15 protein-coding genes are annotated in these 17,113 nt (G+C 45.6%); 13 read left to right on the top strand and 2 right to left on the bottom strand.

From position 1 onward, the window contains the following. Nucleotides 1-62 precede the first annotated feature (62 nt). The 4 genes from ACUUJN_RS18085 to holA all read left to right on the top strand — a co-directional run bounded on the left by ACUUJN_RS18085 (nt 63) and on the right by holA (nt 4,525). A complete protein-coding gene (locus ACUUJN_RS18085; RefSeq protein ID WP_418026416.1) occupies nt 63-1,052 on the top strand; it encodes an iron-hydroxamate ABC transporter substrate-binding protein in 990 nt (329 codons plus the stop codon). 228 nt (nt 1,053-1,280) lie between these two features. Next, complete coding sequence (locus ACUUJN_RS18080) at nt 1,281-1,829, top strand: RNA polymerase sigma factor (RefSeq protein ID WP_013311184.1); 549 nt, start codon at nt 1,281-1,283, stop codon at nt 1,827-1,829. Next, nucleotides 1,826-3,280, top strand: a complete 1,455-nt coding sequence (locus ACUUJN_RS18075; RefSeq protein ID WP_484668766.1) for an anti-sigma factor family protein — start codon at nt 1,826-1,828, stop codon at nt 3,278-3,280. The genes ACUUJN_RS18080 and ACUUJN_RS18075 overlap by 4 nt, the downstream gene beginning before the upstream one ends. Nucleotides 3,281-3,493: 213 nt before the next feature. Continuing rightward, nucleotides 3,494-4,525, top strand: coding sequence for a DNA polymerase III subunit delta (gene holA, locus ACUUJN_RS18070; protein WP_013311182.1), 1,032 nt, complete (start codon nt 3,494-3,496; stop codon nt 4,523-4,525). A 141-nt stretch (nt 4,526-4,666) separates the two neighbouring features. Here holA and rpsT read toward each other — a convergent pair whose 3' ends face one another. Then, nucleotides 4,667-4,939 (bottom strand): 30S ribosomal protein S20, encoded by a 273-nt coding sequence (rpsT, locus tag ACUUJN_RS18065; protein WP_013311181.1) that lies wholly within the window; start codon nt 4,937-4,939, stop codon nt 4,667-4,669. Between the two features lie 198 nt (nt 4,940-5,137). Here rpsT and gpr point away from each other — a divergent pair, with 198 nt between their 5' ends. The 6 genes from gpr to ACUUJN_RS18035 all read left to right on the top strand — a co-directional run bounded on the left by gpr (nt 5,138) and on the right by ACUUJN_RS18035 (nt 12,285). Then, nucleotides 5,138-6,139: a GPR endopeptidase gene (gpr, locus tag ACUUJN_RS18060; protein WP_023989518.1), complete on the top strand. Its 1,002-nt coding sequence runs from the start codon at nt 5,138-5,140 to the stop codon at nt 6,137-6,139. A gap of 222 nt (nt 6,140-6,361) precedes the next feature. Further along, nucleotides 6,362-7,621 carry a stage II sporulation protein P gene (locus ACUUJN_RS18055; protein ID WP_104497085.1) on the top strand — a complete coding sequence of 420 codons (1,260 nt, stop codon included), beginning with the start codon at nt 6,362-6,364 and terminating at the stop codon, nt 7,619-7,621. A 27-nt stretch (nt 7,622-7,648) separates the two neighbouring features. Continuing rightward, nucleotides 7,649-8,161 carry a hypothetical protein gene (locus ACUUJN_RS18050; RefSeq protein WP_028540445.1) on the top strand — a complete coding sequence of 171 codons (513 nt, stop codon included), beginning with the start codon at nt 7,649-7,651 and terminating at the stop codon, nt 8,159-8,161. 71 nt (nt 8,162-8,232) lie between these two features. Further along, nucleotides 8,233-10,047, top strand: a complete 1,815-nt coding sequence (gene lepA, locus ACUUJN_RS18045; protein ID WP_023989515.1) for a translation elongation factor 4 — start codon at nt 8,233-8,235, stop codon at nt 10,045-10,047. Between the two features lie 409 nt (nt 10,048-10,456). Continuing rightward, entirely contained in the window at nt 10,457-11,644 is a 1,188-nt protein-coding gene (gene hemW / locus ACUUJN_RS18040) for a radical SAM family heme chaperone HemW (protein WP_025723343.1), read from the top strand. Between the two features lie 164 nt (nt 11,645-11,808). Beyond that, nucleotides 11,809-12,285 (top strand): N-acetyltransferase, encoded by a 477-nt coding sequence (locus ACUUJN_RS18035; RefSeq protein WP_013311174.1) that lies wholly within the window; start codon nt 11,809-11,811, stop codon nt 12,283-12,285. Nucleotides 12,286-12,367: 82 nt separating this feature from the next. Here the strand turns inward: ACUUJN_RS18035 and ACUUJN_RS18030 are convergent, their stop codons facing one another. Then, nucleotides 12,368-12,934 (bottom strand): hypothetical protein, encoded by a 567-nt coding sequence (locus ACUUJN_RS18030; RefSeq protein ID WP_231517115.1) that lies wholly within the window; start codon nt 12,932-12,934, stop codon nt 12,368-12,370. A gap of 330 nt (nt 12,935-13,264) precedes the next feature. On the opposite strand from ACUUJN_RS18030, the gene hrcA reads away from it, so the two are divergent. The 3 genes from hrcA (at nt 13,265) to dnaK (ending at nt 16,922) form a co-directional block, all read left to right on the top strand. Further along, nucleotides 13,265-14,296, top strand: a complete 1,032-nt coding sequence (gene hrcA / locus ACUUJN_RS18025; protein WP_013372178.1) for a heat-inducible transcriptional repressor HrcA — start codon at nt 13,265-13,267, stop codon at nt 14,294-14,296. A gap of 121 nt (nt 14,297-14,417) precedes the next feature. Beyond that, nucleotides 14,418-14,990, top strand: coding sequence for a nucleotide exchange factor GrpE (gene grpE / locus ACUUJN_RS18020; RefSeq protein ID WP_013311172.1), 573 nt, complete (start codon nt 14,418-14,420; stop codon nt 14,988-14,990). Nucleotides 14,991-15,077: 87 nt separating this feature from the next. Continuing rightward, entirely contained in the window at nt 15,078-16,922 is a 1,845-nt protein-coding gene (gene dnaK, locus ACUUJN_RS18015) for a molecular chaperone DnaK (RefSeq protein WP_023989512.1), read from the top strand. Nucleotides 16,923-17,113: the final 191 nt, after the last annotated feature.

Genomic DNA, 17,113 nt, shown 5'->3' with positions numbered 1-17,113 from the left:
TAAGCTTTGATAGAATCATATGAGTAATGAAAATGAGAATCATTATTAATGGGAGGAATATTGTGAGTTATTTTAAATTCAGAGCATCAGCTTGTTTGTTCATCATTTCGTTAATGCTGGTATTGAGTGCATGCGCTACAAGTGGGGGGGGGACTGTAACAGAAAGCGGTCAATCGACTGCTCTCAAGACCACATCAACTGGAGATGAAGCTGCCACACGTACATATGAAAGTGATAAAGGTACAATTACTCTTCCTGAGCATCCCCAGCGTGTCGTAGTGGCAGTCGATGATTATGTAGGTGATGTGCTAGCACTTGATATTACACCTGTAGGGGCTCCAGACACTGTATTTGATGCTCCATACTATAAAAAATATTTGAATGGTGTTGCAAATATCGGTGACAGTTCCGCATTGTCCCTTGAAAAGGTGATCACCCTGAAGCCGGATTTGATCATTACCTATGATGAGAAAGCATATGAAAATCTGAAAAAAATAGCGCCTACAGTGTTTATTCCATATGGTAAATATCAATATAAGGACCGTCTGATGGAGCTGGGCAAAGTGTTAAACAAGGAGCAGGAAGCGAAGAATTGCCTGGCTGATTTTGCAACCAAGATTGCTGAGAAGAAACAGGCTTTGTCTGACGTCATTGATTCGGGCAAAAAAATCGCTATTTTTGAGATTACAGGAAAAGAATTATATCTATATGGAAAATCTTATGGACGTGGAGGAGCCATACTTTATGATGAGCTGGGACTTCATGCTCCTGAGAAGGTAGAAAAGGCAGCGTTCGAGAAGGGATGGGCCAGCATTTCAATAGAGGCTTTACCGGAGATGCTGGGCGATGCCGATTATTTAATGTTGGGTATTAGAGGCGACGGAACAGACCAAGGAAAAGATATTTTATCTAAAAGTGTGTGGAAGAACCTTTCTGCCGTTAAATCAGGTAAAGTATATCAATACTCAATCGACGATTTTTATTTTCAAGATCCGATTGCTCTGACTTATCAATTAGAACTCATATCTGATTTTTTGGTTTCCAAGAAGTAACAATATGATCTTGCAGCTCGATAGGCTAGCATTTAGATGTATGTAGGAGCTAGGGGAAGGTGACTACCTTCCCTTTTTCTGTTATTCTAAGGGAGGATACGCTGGGGAATCTGGGCTTTTTGGTATAATTTTTTTTGTTAAAAAAATAAAATTAGTGTCAGACGTCTATCCTGCAACAATTTGCAAAAGGGATACGTCTGTAATATTGCAGGGAGAGGGGGATCCTTTGTGGTAGAGCAGGGACTCATTCGAGCCGCTCAATCGGGCGATCGCGACGCTCTCATTACCCTATTAAGAGAGATAGAACAGCATGTGTACCGTACGGCATATTACATTCTAAACAATGAGCAGGACGCCATGGATGCTTCACAAGAAGCCCTCATACGGATCTATTCCAAAATTAACTCTTATGAGGAAAAAGCGCAGTTTAAAACTTGGGTCCAACGCATTGTAACGAATATATGCATCGACAAATTCAGAAGAACGAAGCCCTCGGTTTCCATTGACGAGCACGACATGATATTCAACGATCCCCAAAACGTGGAGGTCGAGGTGTTGACCTCTTACATGGCACAGGATGTTCGTGAGGCTATACAACAACTTCCGGAGCACCACCGGACGGTAATTGTCTTAAGATATCTGCAGGATTTCTCCTATAACGAGATTGCAGATTCTCTGGATTTGCCGCTAAATACGGTCAAGTCATACTTATATCGTGCAAGACAGCAATTGCAAGGGCTACTTCAGGAATATCAGAAAGGTGGTGTATCAGGATGAAGTGTGGGGAAGAGGTGATGGATTGGATGCAGCGTTATGTGGATCATGAGCTGGGCGAAGAAGAGACGTCCCAATTAATGAACCATATTGCGACTTGCCCGGACTGTGCGGAAAAATTTCTTATTCTTCAGACACTCTCTCGCGAGCTGGAGGAATTGCCTGCGGTTTCCCCGGCGTTCAGCCTGGTGGATTCCATCATGCCTCAGCTTGATGCCATTGACCGCGCACGTGAAGAACAGGGAAGTGCGCTTCAGGAAATGCAGCCTGTGGCTGTAGAGCCTGGACCAGTGCCTAGACAAAGTACCCAGCCTACACCTTGGTGGAACCGAATGGCTGGACGCGCTGCCATGGGCGTGGCTGCCGCTGCTGTTGTACTGGGGATTGTAGTGTTTAACTTCGAGCCTAAAACAGTGCAGGATGCGGAAGGCATACTTACAACCCAGACGCCCGAAGTGACGAATCCGCAGAATCAGACGGAAATTCTTCCAGGTACAGCCAATGGCAGTGGAGGCCGTGATGCAGCCATTGGTTCGGATTCTACACAGCAGCCGTCAGAGCAGGGGCAAGGAACGGATGCATCTCAGCTACCTGCGGATAAAGATCCTGACCTGAGCAAACAAGGTGCAAACGATGAAAAGAACTCTTCCAAACGGGATGCTGGGAAACGTGACGATCAGCGAGCTGGGGAGGAAGATTCGACGAAGTCTGCACCAGCTGAACATTCTTCTCGTCAGGATGAAGGGCAGGGGCAGCTACGTATGGATCGTCAGGTGACAAAGGAAAATCCGTCTGCTGGAGATGCTCCTAAATCTGAGGACAAACAGTTAAGTCAGGAAAAATCTGATCGATCCACGATTGCTCCTGCTGAACAGGTGGAACCGAAAATGGAAAAAGCACCCCTAGCGGATACGGGTACCGCTCAGGACGATAATAATGGTAATACAAGTACGAATGATTCTTCTTCGTCGCTTAGTCAGGATTTGAAGGTACAGGATCGAATTGCGTCAAATGAAACGTCGAAAGAAACGACTTCCAAAAGTATCACAAAGGATTCGGGCAATGCCTTGGGAACGGATAGCAGCAATGCAGCTTCTAATGATCAGCAATCATCCGTGTCGCAAGACCCGGTTCGTAAAGAAGGATTTGTATCTAATTCACTGGTCTCTCCGGACAACAATAATGCTTCCAGCTATAGTGCCCAATCTGTCTCTACAGATCAGCTCAACTCGCCAGATGGTAGCTATGCGGTGGCTATTGAGGGCAAAAAGCTGAAAGTGTATAAGCTTTCTGATAACGGTGTAGACCGAACAACACTGGAAGTCCGTACTCTAAAAGGTGCCTGGGTCAAAGGAAGCTGGTCAGAAGACAGCCAGACCTTTATGTATGAGACGGAGCAGGATGGGACAGCAAGTAAATATACGTACACCGTCCCGCGCAGCACTGGAAAATAGTTTCCGTAAGTTGGCACACTTTTAAAAACAGAGAATATACTATATGAACCGACGTCGTATCCCGACGGCCGAAAGTTTCTAGAGCTTTCTGCTGCCGTGTTGATATAGATGGTGGTGAAGGGATCCTGTCTATAGGCAGGGTCCCTTCGTTTGTATCATGACTTGCCTTCCGGTCGGATGTCGGGTACGATCAGTGGGTGGGGGGAACGGAAAATGGATGTAAAAACAGCCTCTAAGGCTATTCGCAAAGGCGACATTTCGCCAGTGTATTTGCTATACGGCAGTGAAAAATATCAAATGAAGCAGTTTGTTGAGATGCTTAAAGAGAAAGTGGTGGAAGAGGAGCATCGTGACTTCGCCATCATTCCTTATGATTTAACCGAAACGCCAATTGAGGTGGTCGTGGAGGAGGCGGAAACAGCGCCTTTTCTGGTGCCAAAGAAGCTGATTATTGTACGGGATACCAGTGTATTTGCAGCAGGCAAAGATAGCGGTAAGATAGAGCACCGGCTTGAGACGCTGTTGACTTATATGGATAACCCGACTGACTATAGCGTCATCGTTTTTACGGTTCAGGCTGAAAAGTTGGATGAACGGAAAAAGATTGTCAAAAAGCTGAAAAGTGATGCTTCGGTTATTGCTTTTGCTCCAATGGGTGGAGATGATCTTATAGCTTGGATCCATAAGCGTGCAGGAGAAAGAGAAGTGCAATTGGCTGCAGGAGCTGCTGAAAGCCTCATTCAATTTACAGGTACCGGGCTGCAATCCTTGGCTGCCGAGATAGACAAGCTCTGCTTGTACGCAGGAGCACAGGGAACGATCTCATCCGCTGATATAGAATCCCTGGTGCCTCGTAACACAGAGCAAAACGTATTTGCGATGGTTGAGGATCTGGCTAATTTGCGGCTGGATAAGGCGCTTAGTATTTTTTATGAGTTGCTTAAGCAAAAAGAGGAACCGATCAAGATTGCCGCTTTGATCACGCGACAGTTCCGTATTATGTTGCAGGTCAAAGAGCTGGCAGGTCAAAGCTATTCCCAGCAACAAATTGCCAGTCAGCTTAGTTTGCATCCTTATGGGGTGAAAGTTGCAGGGGACCAAGCGCGGAGGTTCCGCCCTGAGCAGCTGCGTCAGCTTCTCTACGAATTGGGCGAGCTGGATTATCATATGAAAACAGGTGTCGTTGACAAGGTACTGGGACTGGAGCTATTTTTGATGAAAATGGGTGCGGGGGCTTCAATCTAATCCCCCCATGTGCTGTTATAGAGTCAGCTCATGTAGCGTGGAAAGCTGACTCTATAAATTAACAAAAGTTATAAACTAAAAAAACCTGATCAGCCAAGGCTGGTCAGGTTTTTTTCATTAACGTATGAAAGTAGCTCTTGCTTACGCTTGAGCTGTAAGAGCGTTAAGTTTTTTCGCCAAGCGGGATTTCTTGCGAGCAGCTGCATTTTTGTGGATCAGACCTTTAGTTACAGCCTTGTCCAGCTTTTGGGAAGCTACTTTGAAAGCAGCAGCAGCAGTTTCAGCTTCGTTACCTACCAACGCTGTATCGGCAGCTTTTACTGCTGTACGAAGCGCGGATTTTTGGGAAGCGTTCAACGCACGGCGTTTGTCGCTAGTTTTAACGCGTTTGATAGCGGATTTGATGTTTGGCATTACATTCACCTCCTGTAAAGGCATTACTTATGAACACAAACGTTTCACAACTTAAAATATTTTAGCATGCCACACCTCAAATTGCAATAAGAAAACATTCTGAGGCGATGCGAATTACAGGATGAAAATGGATGTGCATAAACCTGTTGGGTGTCTCGCACACTATAGTCAAAGATGGTATCCAAGGAGGCTTAAAAGATGGATCTGGATTTGCAGAAGTATGCGGTACGCACGGATTTGGCATTAGAGGCAAGAGAACTGGCCGAACGGGATCAGCCTGTACCTCTGTCGGGCATAAGTGAGAACGTGGAGGAAGATAACGGAATCAAAATCACACGGCTGGACGTACTGAATGAAGAAGGAGCCAACCGTATTGGGCGGGTACAAGGGCATTACGTCACGTTGGAAGTACCAGGCTTGCGTGAAGGCGACACGGGGCTCCAGCAACGTGTAGCTATTGCATTTGCAAAAGAAATGGAGCATTTTATACAAAAAATAGGGATCTCTAATACGGCAAAGGTACTGGTGGTAGGTCTGGGCAACTGGAACGTTACTCCCGATTCGCTGGGGCCGCTTGTCGTTGAAAATTTGATGGTGACTCGTCAATTTTTTGAACTGACACCTGATCAAATCAACCCGGGCTATCGAGATGTGAGCGCAATTGCACCGGGCGTCCTGGGTATTACGGGGATCGAGTCCAGTGAAATCGTTCAAGGCATCGTGGATCGCACAAAGCCAGAACTGATTATTGCCATTGACGCTCTGGCGTCACGTTCACTGGAGCGCGTCAATACGACCATTCAGGTGGCCGATATCGGGATACATCCAGGTTCAGGTATTGGCAACAAGCGGCGCGGTATCACCAAGGATATTATGGGTGTTCCGTGTATCGCTATCGGCGTTCCGACGGTATGCTACGCTTCTACCATTGTCAATAACGTAATCGAACTGATGAAAACACATTTTACCAAAGAAAAAGCTTCTACAAAAGCAATCCTGGGGATGTTGGACGATATTTCAGAACCTGAGAGACTTGGGCTGGTGAGAGAGGTACTGCAGCCGCTGGGGCATGATCTGATTGTGACTCCTAAAGAGATCGATGAATTTATTGAAGATATCGCGAACATCATTGCTACTGGATTGAACGCTGCTCTGCACGAAGCTGTTGATCCTGGCAATGTCGCCGCGTATACGCATTAATCAAGGGTTGGTAAAATCGTATTTCATACCAAAAGTCTCTATTTAACAGGAATCTAATCTCTTTCAAAAAGGGAGGTGATAACCTGTAGTAGAGATTTTTTGTGTTCTAGCAATTGTTCTCCGTTCATAGAGTTGAAGTATAAGAGATTTCCGCAGCAGATAGGAACCCTATGTTCCGAATATAAAGCGGGTTTCGACGGGACGAAGGAGGACAAGGCTCACATGAAAAAAATTCAGACCTGGAACGTCGGAAGATGGAGAAGAAAAGGTATCGAAATTTTGGCGATGGGACATACGCTTGTGCTGCTGATCATGGGCTCGGCGCTTTTATTTGTCGTTTTGGGGCTAGGGGGATTGGCAGAAAATCGTCTACAAACATCTCCTGTTTCTTCGATGAAAGGATTGGCAGGTTCGGTGTCTAGCGGTTTTTTTGCGGATATGCTAGGTATGGAAGTACCTCATTTGGCACAAAAGAAGCAGCAATCTTCGTTGTCGGGTGAACAATGGTCGCCTTTTGTTTTTCAGATGCTTACAGGTATTAATCCGCAGGATCCCAAAAGTCTCATTTCTCGTGAGATTCCTGGCATGTCTGCGGGAGCGCCTGTCTTGCTGCGCAAGGGTTCGGGGAACACAAAGGTAGAGGGTCCTACGGATTATCAGCCCGATCAGGGAACGACGGATGCCCCTGGTGGCTCAGATGCATCTGAGAACCCACCGACTACTACGCCGGATATTCCGACAACACCGCAAACAGATCCGGCACGTGAGGATCATCCAGGTGATACGGCCAAAGGGGACAAGCGTATATTAATCTACCATTCTCATCCCAGAGAAGCATATAACCCACTACTCAGCAAAACCAGTCCCAACCCCAATTCAGGTTCTAAATCAGCCAATGTGTCAAGGGTAGGAGACTTCGTAAAAAAGAGGCTGGAAAAACAAGGGATATCCACACTGCATGTAAACAAGGATTATGCCACTACAGTTCAAAATTATAACTGGAACTATTCCTATAAATATTCACGCGAAACAGTTAAGGAAGCTTTGGCTGGAAATAAAGGTTTAACTTATCTGCTTGATATTCATCGAGATTCTCAACGTCACGGAAAAACAACAGCAACCATTAATGGACTCTCTTATGCCAAGGTGTATTTTATTATTGGGCATGACAACAAAAATTGGCGCGAAAATGAAGCTTTTGCTGCTCGTATTCATGAAAAGCTGGAAAAATCGTATCATGGCGTATCACGTGGTGTATGGGGGAAAGATGGTGGCAAAGGCAACAACGGTGAATACAATCAAAGCTTATCTTCGCATAGCATCTTAATTGAAATCGGGGGTATTGACAACACCGAGGAGGAGTTGAAACGCACCTCAGACGTTTTGGCGGACATGATCGGCGAAGTGTATTGGGAAGATCAGAAAGCTCAGAAAGCGGGCACTAACGTATCGGATACAAAAAAGAGCAACAGCGGCAATTAAATGAGGTAGCGGTAAGGGGGAAAGGTAATGTCTGGACATTTTCGTAAGAAAGCACTTGGATTTGTATTGCTCATGGGGGCAGGTATTCTACTGGGTATGCAACTGGCAGGATCTGGCCTGCGTTCAGTGTATGGACCGGAATGGAACGGGGATACGATTCAATCGGCAAATCAACAGAAAGTCGGATATGAACAGACGGTTATTGAGGATACACCCGCAGCTAACGCTCGTGCATATAGCGGTACGTATAGCACAAGTGGAAATGTTAAGGTTGAGCCGAAAACGGGAGCGGGTATAAATGAAGCTAGTGGAAGGGAAGAAAATGAGGAGCAGACGGAACTCGGGGCATCCAGGTGGTATTCGACGACTGCGCAGCATGTCAATACTCAGGACCTGGAGACACCGCGTGAACTGTTATCCGTCAAGGGACAACAAGCTTCGGTGGATACCATGGCGGACAAAACGGCTGGGCTGCTGCAAAACCTATCAAGACAGGGGATTCGATGGGTTGTGTCTGTTTTTGACGGAGTGACAGAATAGAAATATTGCTGACCCCCTATACAACTGCTATAATAAGCTGATTGACACTAGGCATTGTGTGGGGGTAAGGCATGACTGACATATTGGCAAGACAACGTAAAATTCGGAACTTTAGTATCATTGCACATATAGACCACGGTAAATCCACGCTGGCTGACCGGATTTTGGAATACACCGGTGCACTCACATCCCGTGAAATGCAGGAGCAAGTGCTTGATCAGATGGATCTGGAACGGGAGCGCGGGATTACAATCAAGCTCCAGGCAGTGCGACTCACTTATAAGGCCGATGACGGCGAAGAGTACATTTTGAATCTGATTGATACACCGGGACACGTCGATTTTACCTATGAGGTTTCCCGAAGCTTGGCGGCCTGTGAAGGGGCCTTGCTAGTTGTAGACGCGGCACAGGGTATTGAAGCACAGACATTGGCTAACGTATATTTGGCGTTGGACAACAATCTGGAAATTCTGCCGGTGCTTAACAAAATTGATTTGCCAAGTGCAGATCCTGAACGGGTGAAGCAGGAAATCGAGGATGTTATCGGCTTGGATACGAGCGAGACTGTCCACGCATCGGCCAAAGCTGGAATCGGTATCAAGGAAATTTTGGAACAGGTGGTCAGAAGCGTACCTGCTCCGCAAGGGAACCCGAATAATCCGCTGAAGGCGCTTATTTTCGATTCGCATTATGATCCATATAAAGGCGTTATTGTGTATGTCCGCGTCGTAGATGGTAGCATCAAGGCAGGTTCCAAAATTAAAATGATGGCGACCGATAAAACGTTTGAGGTTATCGAGGTAGGAGCCTTCATGCCACGTATGAGCATCGTGGACGAGCTGAACATCGGTGATGTTGGTTTTATCGTTGCTGGTATCAAGCATGTGGGTGATACGCGTGTCGGGGATACGGTGACAGATGCAAAAAATCCAACATTAGAACCGATGCCAGGCTATCGGAAAATTAATCCGATGGTATATTGCGGTCTGTATCCAATCGAAACATCGGAGTATAACGATCTGCGTGAGGCGCTTGAAAAGCTACAACTGAACGATGCTTCGCTTAGTTTTGAGCCGGAAACATCAAGCGCGTTGGGTTTTGGCTTCCGTTGTGGATTCCTTGGTTTGCTTCATATGGACGTTATTCAGGAACGGATTGAACGTGAATTTAACATTCCACTGATTACAACGGCACCAAGCGTTATTTACCGCATAAAGTTGACGAATGGGGAAACGATCCAGATCGACAATCCATCGAATTATCCGGAAATCGGACGGATTGAACATGTGGAAGAGCCCTATGTAAGAGCAGGTATTATCGTCCCTAATGATTACGTAGGTACGGTGATGGAGCTTTGTCAAACCAAACGTGGTGAGTACGTAAATATGGAATACTTGGATACGACACGGGTAACCATTACGTATCAAATTCCGCTGTCTGAAATCGTATATGATTTCTTCGATCAGCTTAAATCAAGTACCAAAGGTTATGCTTCCTTTGATTATGAGATTTCAGGCTATCGCCAGTCCAACCTGGTGAAAATGGATATCTTGTTGAATGGCGAGCAGGTCGATGCGCTGTCGTTCATCGTGCATAGAGATCGGGCTTATCATCGCGGACGTATTATCTGTGAGAAGCTGCGCGAGCTAATCCCGCGTCAAATGTTCGAGGTGCCAATCCAGGCATCTGTGGGAACAAAGGTCGTGGCGCGTGAAACCGTTAAGGCGATGCGTAAAAACGTCTTGGCCAAATGCTACGGCGGCGATATTTCCCGTAAACGGAAGCTGCTTGAAAAGCAAAAAGAGGGCAAGAAGCGTATGAAGCAGGTCGGTAACGTAGAAGTACCACAGGAAGCATTTATGGCGGTACTGAAAATAGATGAGTAAAGCTGCTTGAAGTATTCGTCCATTCTTTCATGGGGCATTTGCCGTGCATGGAGAATGGACGTTATTTATTTGAGCAAGCTATCCAGAGATGGAATGTTTGTTATCTCGGTTGCAAAAATAGTATAACAACAGTAGCTTTAGCGTATTTCTAAAGATGCTTTACTCTTACTGCAACACCTACATCACAAAAAATGACCGATGGTGGTGGGCAGCAGCGGAGTGGATGGAATCGTTCTGAAGAAGCGTTAGCGTTCGCCTTTATCCCCGGATCTTACCCTATTAAGTTTATTTACAAAGAAAAAATCCGGGGGTAACAGCGATCGGAAGAATGATCCATCCACGGAGCGTTCTCCCCCCTCTTCGCCATTTTTTTCAATCACCACACCCTGAATTGACAAGGAGGATCGGTATGACCGCATCCATACAAAAACATGAACATTCATCCGCGCCTCAAGCGGTTTACCTGCATATACCTTTTTGCACGAATAAATGCTTTTACTGTGATTTCAACTCTTATGTGCTCAAGGATCAACCTGTTATGGAATATCTGTATGCACTGGAACGGGAGATGGAACATACAGTCAAGCTTCACCCGCCAGGAGAGATTAAAACCATTTTTGTCGGGGGCGGAACACCAACTACCCTAAACCCGAAAGAAATGGAATATTTCCTGAAGAGCGTACGAACCTATTTCCCAAATTGGGCGGAAGATATTGAGTTTTCCATGGAAGCCAATCCAGGCACCACTGATTTTGAAAAACTCTCTGTGATGAAAGAAGGCGGCGTCAATCGACTCAGCTTTGGTGTACAGGCTTTTCAGAATGAGCTACTCACAGGCATAGGTCGTATTCACAGTACAGATGACGTATATCGCAGTTTGGAAAACGCCCGTAAGGTTGGCTTGGACAACCTGTCGATTGACCTGATGTTCGGTTTGCCGAACCAAACGGTGGAGATGCTGCATGAAAGCGTCAGCAGAGCGCTAGAGCTGGAGCTTCCTCATTACTCTATCTACAGCTTGAAGGTTGAAGAAAACACACTCTTCCATACGCTGTACCAGAAAAATCAGCTGCCACTTCCACATGAGGATGACGAACTGGAAATGTATTTACTCCTCATGCGTCGCATGAAAGAAGCGGGGTATGAGCAGTATGAGATTAGTAATTTCGCAAAACCAGGCTTGGGGAGCAAGCACAACATGACCTATTGGCGAAATGAGGACTATTACGGTCTCGGCGCTGGGGCACATGGATATGTTGGCAGAGAGCGTCATATGAACATTAAAGGCATTAACCCTTATGTGGAGGCTAGTCGTAATGGCTTACCACGTCTGGATAGCTTTGAGGTGCCGGCGGCGGAAGCCATGGAGGATTTTCTTATGGTTGGTTTGAGAATGCTAGAGGGCGTATCCAAGTCCCGCTTTGAAGCTCAATTCGGTCAGGCATTGGAGGATACGTTTACTGCTCCTCTCGGGAAAATGCTCAATGCGGGGTTAATCGAATCAATTGAGGACGGTTATCGTTTGAGTGAACGCGGCATTTTATTCGGAAATGATGTATTTGCAGAGTTCATCGGTTCAATCACGGTAAATTCATAAGTCGTAAGTCGTAGGCTTCAATACAGTACGTTTCAACTTCGTAAGCTGGGACAATCATTTTATAACACTATTCTGTCACAGCAGGGTAAATGGAGTATTGCGATTCTATGCGTGATGTTGTATATTTATTCATTATATGCGGCAAGCGGCAGGAGGAGAGCAAGATGGCTTCAGTGTGTAAAGATGTATTGTGCAGAAGTGCGGTTCCTGAGGATGTGGAGCCTTTATATCAAATGATTAGCGGCTATGCAGAGCGGGGGATTATGCTGCCACGTTCGAGGGAAGTGCTTACGCGCCAACTGGAGCTATTTATTGTTGCAGAGGTGGACGGCGAAGTTGTTGGTTGTGGTTCTTTATGCAAATTGGGCGCTGATCTGGTAGAGATTCGCTCCCTTGGCATCTCTGAGGGACATAAAGGTATGGGTATTGGCTCCAAGCTCGTGGAGGGCCTTATTATAGAAGCACGGCGGCAACGTATTCCTAAAATTATGGCATTGACCTACGAGGTCTCCTTTTTTATAAAAAACGGTTTTGATGTAGTAAGTAAAGAGATTTTCCCTGAAAAGGTATGGACCGACTGCATTCACTGTAGTAAACAAAACAATTGTGATGAAATCGCAGTGTTGAAAGTACTGAACTGACCTGTCAATAATGAGGTCAGTTCTTTTTTCATCAGGCCATAATCGTGCGTTTGTTATACAGCCTACATTGTTTAATCCTGGTTCATTTCTCATATGCTTTGAGCAACCACCAAATGAATTGATGATGAGGCTCCAGTTCGGAAGGTATTCCATTCAGGCTTCTTATGGGATGGTCCTTATGATAATCAGTATCATTATAAAAGTATGAAGTGCCGTCTAATGGAACTCGGTGTTTATATTTATACAAGGCGACAACATATCTTTCAGACGCTCCGCTTCTGCTTGGACTATATGTATATCCTTCCCAATCGGCTAGTGTTAAATCATCGTAATGTTGTATTGCCGATATACTGTATTTTATTTGCTTGGGAATACTTGGACTGAATTCTTGAGGGTAAAACAAAATGGTATTCCATATGCTTAAAAGTATTGTAGGAACCAAGATTAAGGCACAACACAGGGGGCTTAATTTACGAATTAAATGGATGGCTGAATTAATAAGGGCTGCATTCAGGGTGAAAACTAATGGCAAAGCCACTATTCTTCCTAGTCCTGTATACGGAAACAACTTGATTAAAATGTGAAACATACAAATTGTAGGTAAAAGTGCGGTCGATGCGTATAAAAGGTTGCGGCGATTAGTTCTCAAATATAATTCCTCCTCAAGGACAAAGAAGATGTAACGGTATGAAGACATAGTCTCGAACGAATTTTCTGTTTTATGAATCTCTATACATAAATACGGTATTAATACGATGAATAATGAGATTTTTCGCAAAAAAGTGTAAACGGTTTGCATTTGCTGCAGTAAACTAAACTGTTGTAATAAATCTTGTTTATTGAAAATACTGATCTGACTTGACAATGATCAGGTCGGTTTGGTATTTTTGTATTATCGGTTAGCACTCATCGCGAACGAGTGCTAATGATTCCATTTAACAATCATGCTATTATGGATAAACAACAAGGGGGGATTCGCTTGTTAACCGAACGTCAGAGGCTCATTCTGAATGCGATTATTGATGACTACATTCGTTCGGCTGAGCCAGTGGGTTCCCGCAGCATATCCAAAAGGCAGGATGTCGGATTCAGCCCGGCCACGATCCGTAATGAAATGTCGGATTTGGAGGAACAGGGCTATCTGGAGCAACCCCATACTTCTGCGGGACGCATCCCGTCTCATAAAGGCTATCGTTATTATGTGGACCATTTGGTGCCACTGAATACACTGAAGCCTATGGAAATGCGGGAACTGAAAGCCTTTTACGCCGAAAAGCTGAATGTAATGGAGCAAGTGATCCAGCATGCGTCAGGCATTTTGTCCCATATGACCAATTATACTTCCATCCTGCTTGGGCCGGAGGTTTTTCATACTTCATTGCGTCATTTTCAGCTGCTGCCGCTCAACGAAACGACGGCTGTAGCGATTATCGTGACCAATACCGGTCAGGTGGAGAATAAAACGGTAGATATTCCACCGGGAATTTCGATTTCCGAGATGGAGAAGGTTGTGAATTTACTGAACAGCAAGCTGGTCGGTGTGCCGATTTATCAGCTTAAATCACGCCTTTACACCGCACTTGGTCAGGAGATGGAGAAGCATGTGTCTCATTTTGAGGACGCTATGAAGGTGCTGGATAAAGCACTGGATAATGAATCGGATCAGCGCTTGTATTTGAGCGGTGCGACGAACATGCTCAATCAACCTGAATTTAAAGATGTAGAAAAGGTTAAACATATTCTCGATCTGCTGGAGGAAACACCAACGCTGCTTAAACTAATGACACCTGTTGCCGGGGCACCTGAAATTCAAGTCCGCATCGGCACTGAAAATGATCATGAGGCGTTTGCCAATTGCAGCCTGATTACTGCTACGTATGCAGTAGACGGAGAAGCGTTGGGCACTATAGGCATACTGGGTCCGACACGGATGGAATATGCGAGAGTTATTAATATTTTGGGTATCCTGTCTAAGGATTTGACCGCAATGCTAACGCAACGGTTTAAATAGAACAAGACCGCATAGGTTGCGGTACTATATGTTCCGCGCCGGGATACGGTTTGTATCCTGCGCGGGTGCATTGTTGCGTGTTTTTGTAAAGGTAGTTATGACTTGAAGGAGGTGAAACATTTTGAAGGAAGAACAAGCGTTCCAAGAAGAAAAACAACAAAATGTAAGCACAGAGGAAGCCGCCGAAACGAGCCAGCAGGAAGAGCCGGTTAATGAAGCGGCAGCACTGGAAGACCAAGAAAGCGAAACAGAGCTGACTAAGCTTCGCGCCCAGGCGGAAGAGCATCAACAGCGGTTTTTACGCGCTCAGGCGGATTTTGATAATTTTCGCCGTCGTACGCTGAAAGAAAAAGAAGACCTTGCCAAATATGCATCTATGAAGCTGGTTACCGAGTTGGTGCCTGTTTTGGATAACTTCGAGCGTGCGCTGGCAACAGCACCGCAAGGAGCGGAGTCTGAGTCATTCAGCAAAGGCGTGGAAATGATTTTCCGCCAGTTTGAGAGTGTGCTTCAGGCAGAGGGTGTAACGGCCATGAATTCGGTGGGACAACCGTTTAATCCGGATTTCCATCAGGCTATTATGCAGGTGGAGAGCGAAGAGCATGAGGAAGGCATCGTCGTTGAAGAGGTACAAAAAGGATACATGCTGAAGGACAAGGTGCTTCGTCCAGCGATGGTAAAAGTGAGCATGTAGCTTTTTCAATATACATTAGAAATACATCATTTTGATTCAACCATTCTGGCCTGCGGGCCTCGTATATACAGAAGGAGGAATTGTCCGATGAGCAAAGTAATCGGTATTGACTTAGGTACAACCAACTCTTGTGTGGCTGTTATGGAGGGCGGCGAAGCGGTCGTTATTCCAAATCCGGAAGGCGCACGCACAACCCCTTCCGTTGTTGGTTTCAAAAAAGATGGAGAACGTACTGTAGGGGAAACGGCAAAACGCCAAGCAATTACGAACCCGGATCGTACAATCATGTCCATCAAACGTCACATGGGTACAAACCATAAAGAAAGCATTGACGGCAAGGAATATTCCGCACAGGAAATTTCCGCTATGATTTTGCAAAAGCTGAAATCCGATGCTGAAGCTTACCTGGGACAAACGGTTACTCAAGCTGTTATTACTGTTCCAGCTTACTTCAATGACGGTCAACGTCAAGCAACCAAGGATGCAGGTAAAATTGCTGGTCTGGAAGTTCTGCGGATTGTCAACGAGCCAACAGCAGCTGCATTGGCATACGGTATGGAAAAATCCGAAGACCAAACGATCCTCGTGTATGACTTGGGTGGCGGTACATTTGACGTATCCATTCTGGAACTGGGCGACGGTTTCTTCGAAGTTAAAGCAACAAGCGGCGATAACAAGCTGGGTGGCGATGACTTTGACCAAGTGATTATTGATTACCTCGTAAATGAGTTCAAAAAAGATCAAGGCATCGACCTGAGCAAAGATAAAGCTGCTGTACAACGTCTGAAAGATGCAGCGGAAAAAGCGAAAAAAGAACTGTCCGGCGTACTGACAACGACGATTTCTTTGCCGTTTATCACAGTAGCTGATGGCGTTCCACAGCATTTGGAGTTGAACCTGACTCGTGCGAAATTTGAAGAATTGTCTGAAGGTCTGGTAGAACGTACATTAGGACCTACTCGTCAAGCAATGAAAGATGCAGGCATGAGTGCCAGCGATATCGACAAAATCGTTCTGGTCGGCGGTTCCACACGTATTCCGGCTGTACAAGAAGCAATCAAAAAGCTGACAGGTAAAGAGCCACACAAAGGCGTAAACCCTGATGAAGTGGTAGCTTTGGGCGCGGCAGTTCAAGCGGGTGTACTGACTGGTGATGTGAAAGACGTCGTTCTCCTTGACGTAACTCCACTGTCCCTCGGTATTGAAACCGCAGGTGGCGTGTTTACTAAAATGATTGATCGTAACACGACGATCCCTACGAGCAAATCGCAGGTATTCTCGACATATGCCGACAATCAGCCTAGCGTAGAAATTCACGTGTTGCAAGGTGAACGTGAAATGGCAGCAGGCAACAAAACACTGGGTCGTTTCCAATTGGGAGATATCCCTCCAGCACCACGTGGTGTACCACAAATCGAAGTTACCTTTGATCTGGATGCGAACGGTATCGTGAACGTATCCGCTACAGATAAAGGCACAGGCAAAAGCCAAAAAATTACGATCACATCTTCCAGCGGCTTGAGCGACGAGGAAGTAGAACGTATGATGAAGGATGCCGAGTTGCATGCGGAAGAAGATAAAAAACGCAAAGATTTGGTAGAAGCGAAAAATGCTGCGGATCAACTGATCTACTCTGTAGACAAAACGATTAAAGATCTGGGCGAAAAAGCGGATGCAGGCGAAGTCGAAAAAGCAAATGCAGCTAAAGAAAATCTGCAAAAAACGCTGGAAACCGACAACCTGGAAGACATCAAAAAAGCTACTGAAGAACTGACTGAAATCGTTCAGCAATTGTCTGTGAAGTTGTATGAGCAAGCTGCTCAAGAAGCACAGGCTCAACAAGCTCAAGACGGCGCAGCAGACAGCAAAGGCCGCGACAATGTAGTTGACGCGGACTATGAAGTTGTTGACGAAGACCAGAAGAAAGACTAAGCTACGGATCGGGCAGTGGTAGCTTTACGGTACACCGATGCGTTATGATATACTGAATAGTAATTGCAGCGTAGCTGCCTTGATAAATAACAATTAGCCGAAGGGTAACAGTTATTTCCAAGATAAATAAGCATATTACGGGTTGTACTGCCTTGAAATGATGGGAAGGTCAAAGCCGGGTCATCCCGTGC

Source organism: Paenibacillus sp. LRG-1 (genome assembly GCF_057220305.1).
The sequence above is the reverse complement of the archived record's forward strand: the minus strand, read 5'-3'. Positions and strand labels throughout refer to the sequence as shown.

Bases quoted from the DNA above. Each gene is read 5' to 3' on its own strand.
- ACUUJN_RS18075 (WP_484668766.1), top strand. From the start codon at position 1,826: ATGAAGTGTGGGGAAGAGGTGATGGATTGGATGCAGCGTTATGTGGAT.
- holA (WP_013311182.1), top strand. From the start codon at position 3,494: ATGGATGTAAAAACAGCCTCTAAGGCTATTCGCAAAGGCGACATTTCG.
- rpsT (WP_013311181.1), bottom strand. From the start codon at position 4,939: ATGCCAAACATCAAATCCGCTATCAAACGCGTTAAAACTAGCGACAAA.
- gpr (WP_023989518.1), top strand. From the start codon at position 5,138: ATGGATCTGGATTTGCAGAAGTATGCGGTACGCACGGATTTGGCATTA.
- ACUUJN_RS18055 (WP_104497085.1), top strand. From the start codon at position 6,362: ATGAAAAAAATTCAGACCTGGAACGTCGGAAGATGGAGAAGAAAAGGT.
- ACUUJN_RS18050 (WP_028540445.1), top strand. From the start codon at position 7,649: ATGTCTGGACATTTTCGTAAGAAAGCACTTGGATTTGTATTGCTCATG.
- lepA (WP_023989515.1), top strand. From the start codon at position 8,233: ATGACTGACATATTGGCAAGACAACGTAAAATTCGGAACTTTAGTATC.
- hemW (WP_025723343.1), top strand. From the start codon at position 10,457: ATGACCGCATCCATACAAAAACATGAACATTCATCCGCGCCTCAAGCG.
- ACUUJN_RS18035 (WP_013311174.1), top strand. From the start codon at position 11,809: ATGGCTTCAGTGTGTAAAGATGTATTGTGCAGAAGTGCGGTTCCTGAG.
- dnaK (WP_023989512.1), top strand. From the start codon at position 15,078: ATGAGCAAAGTAATCGGTATTGACTTAGGTACAACCAACTCTTGTGTG.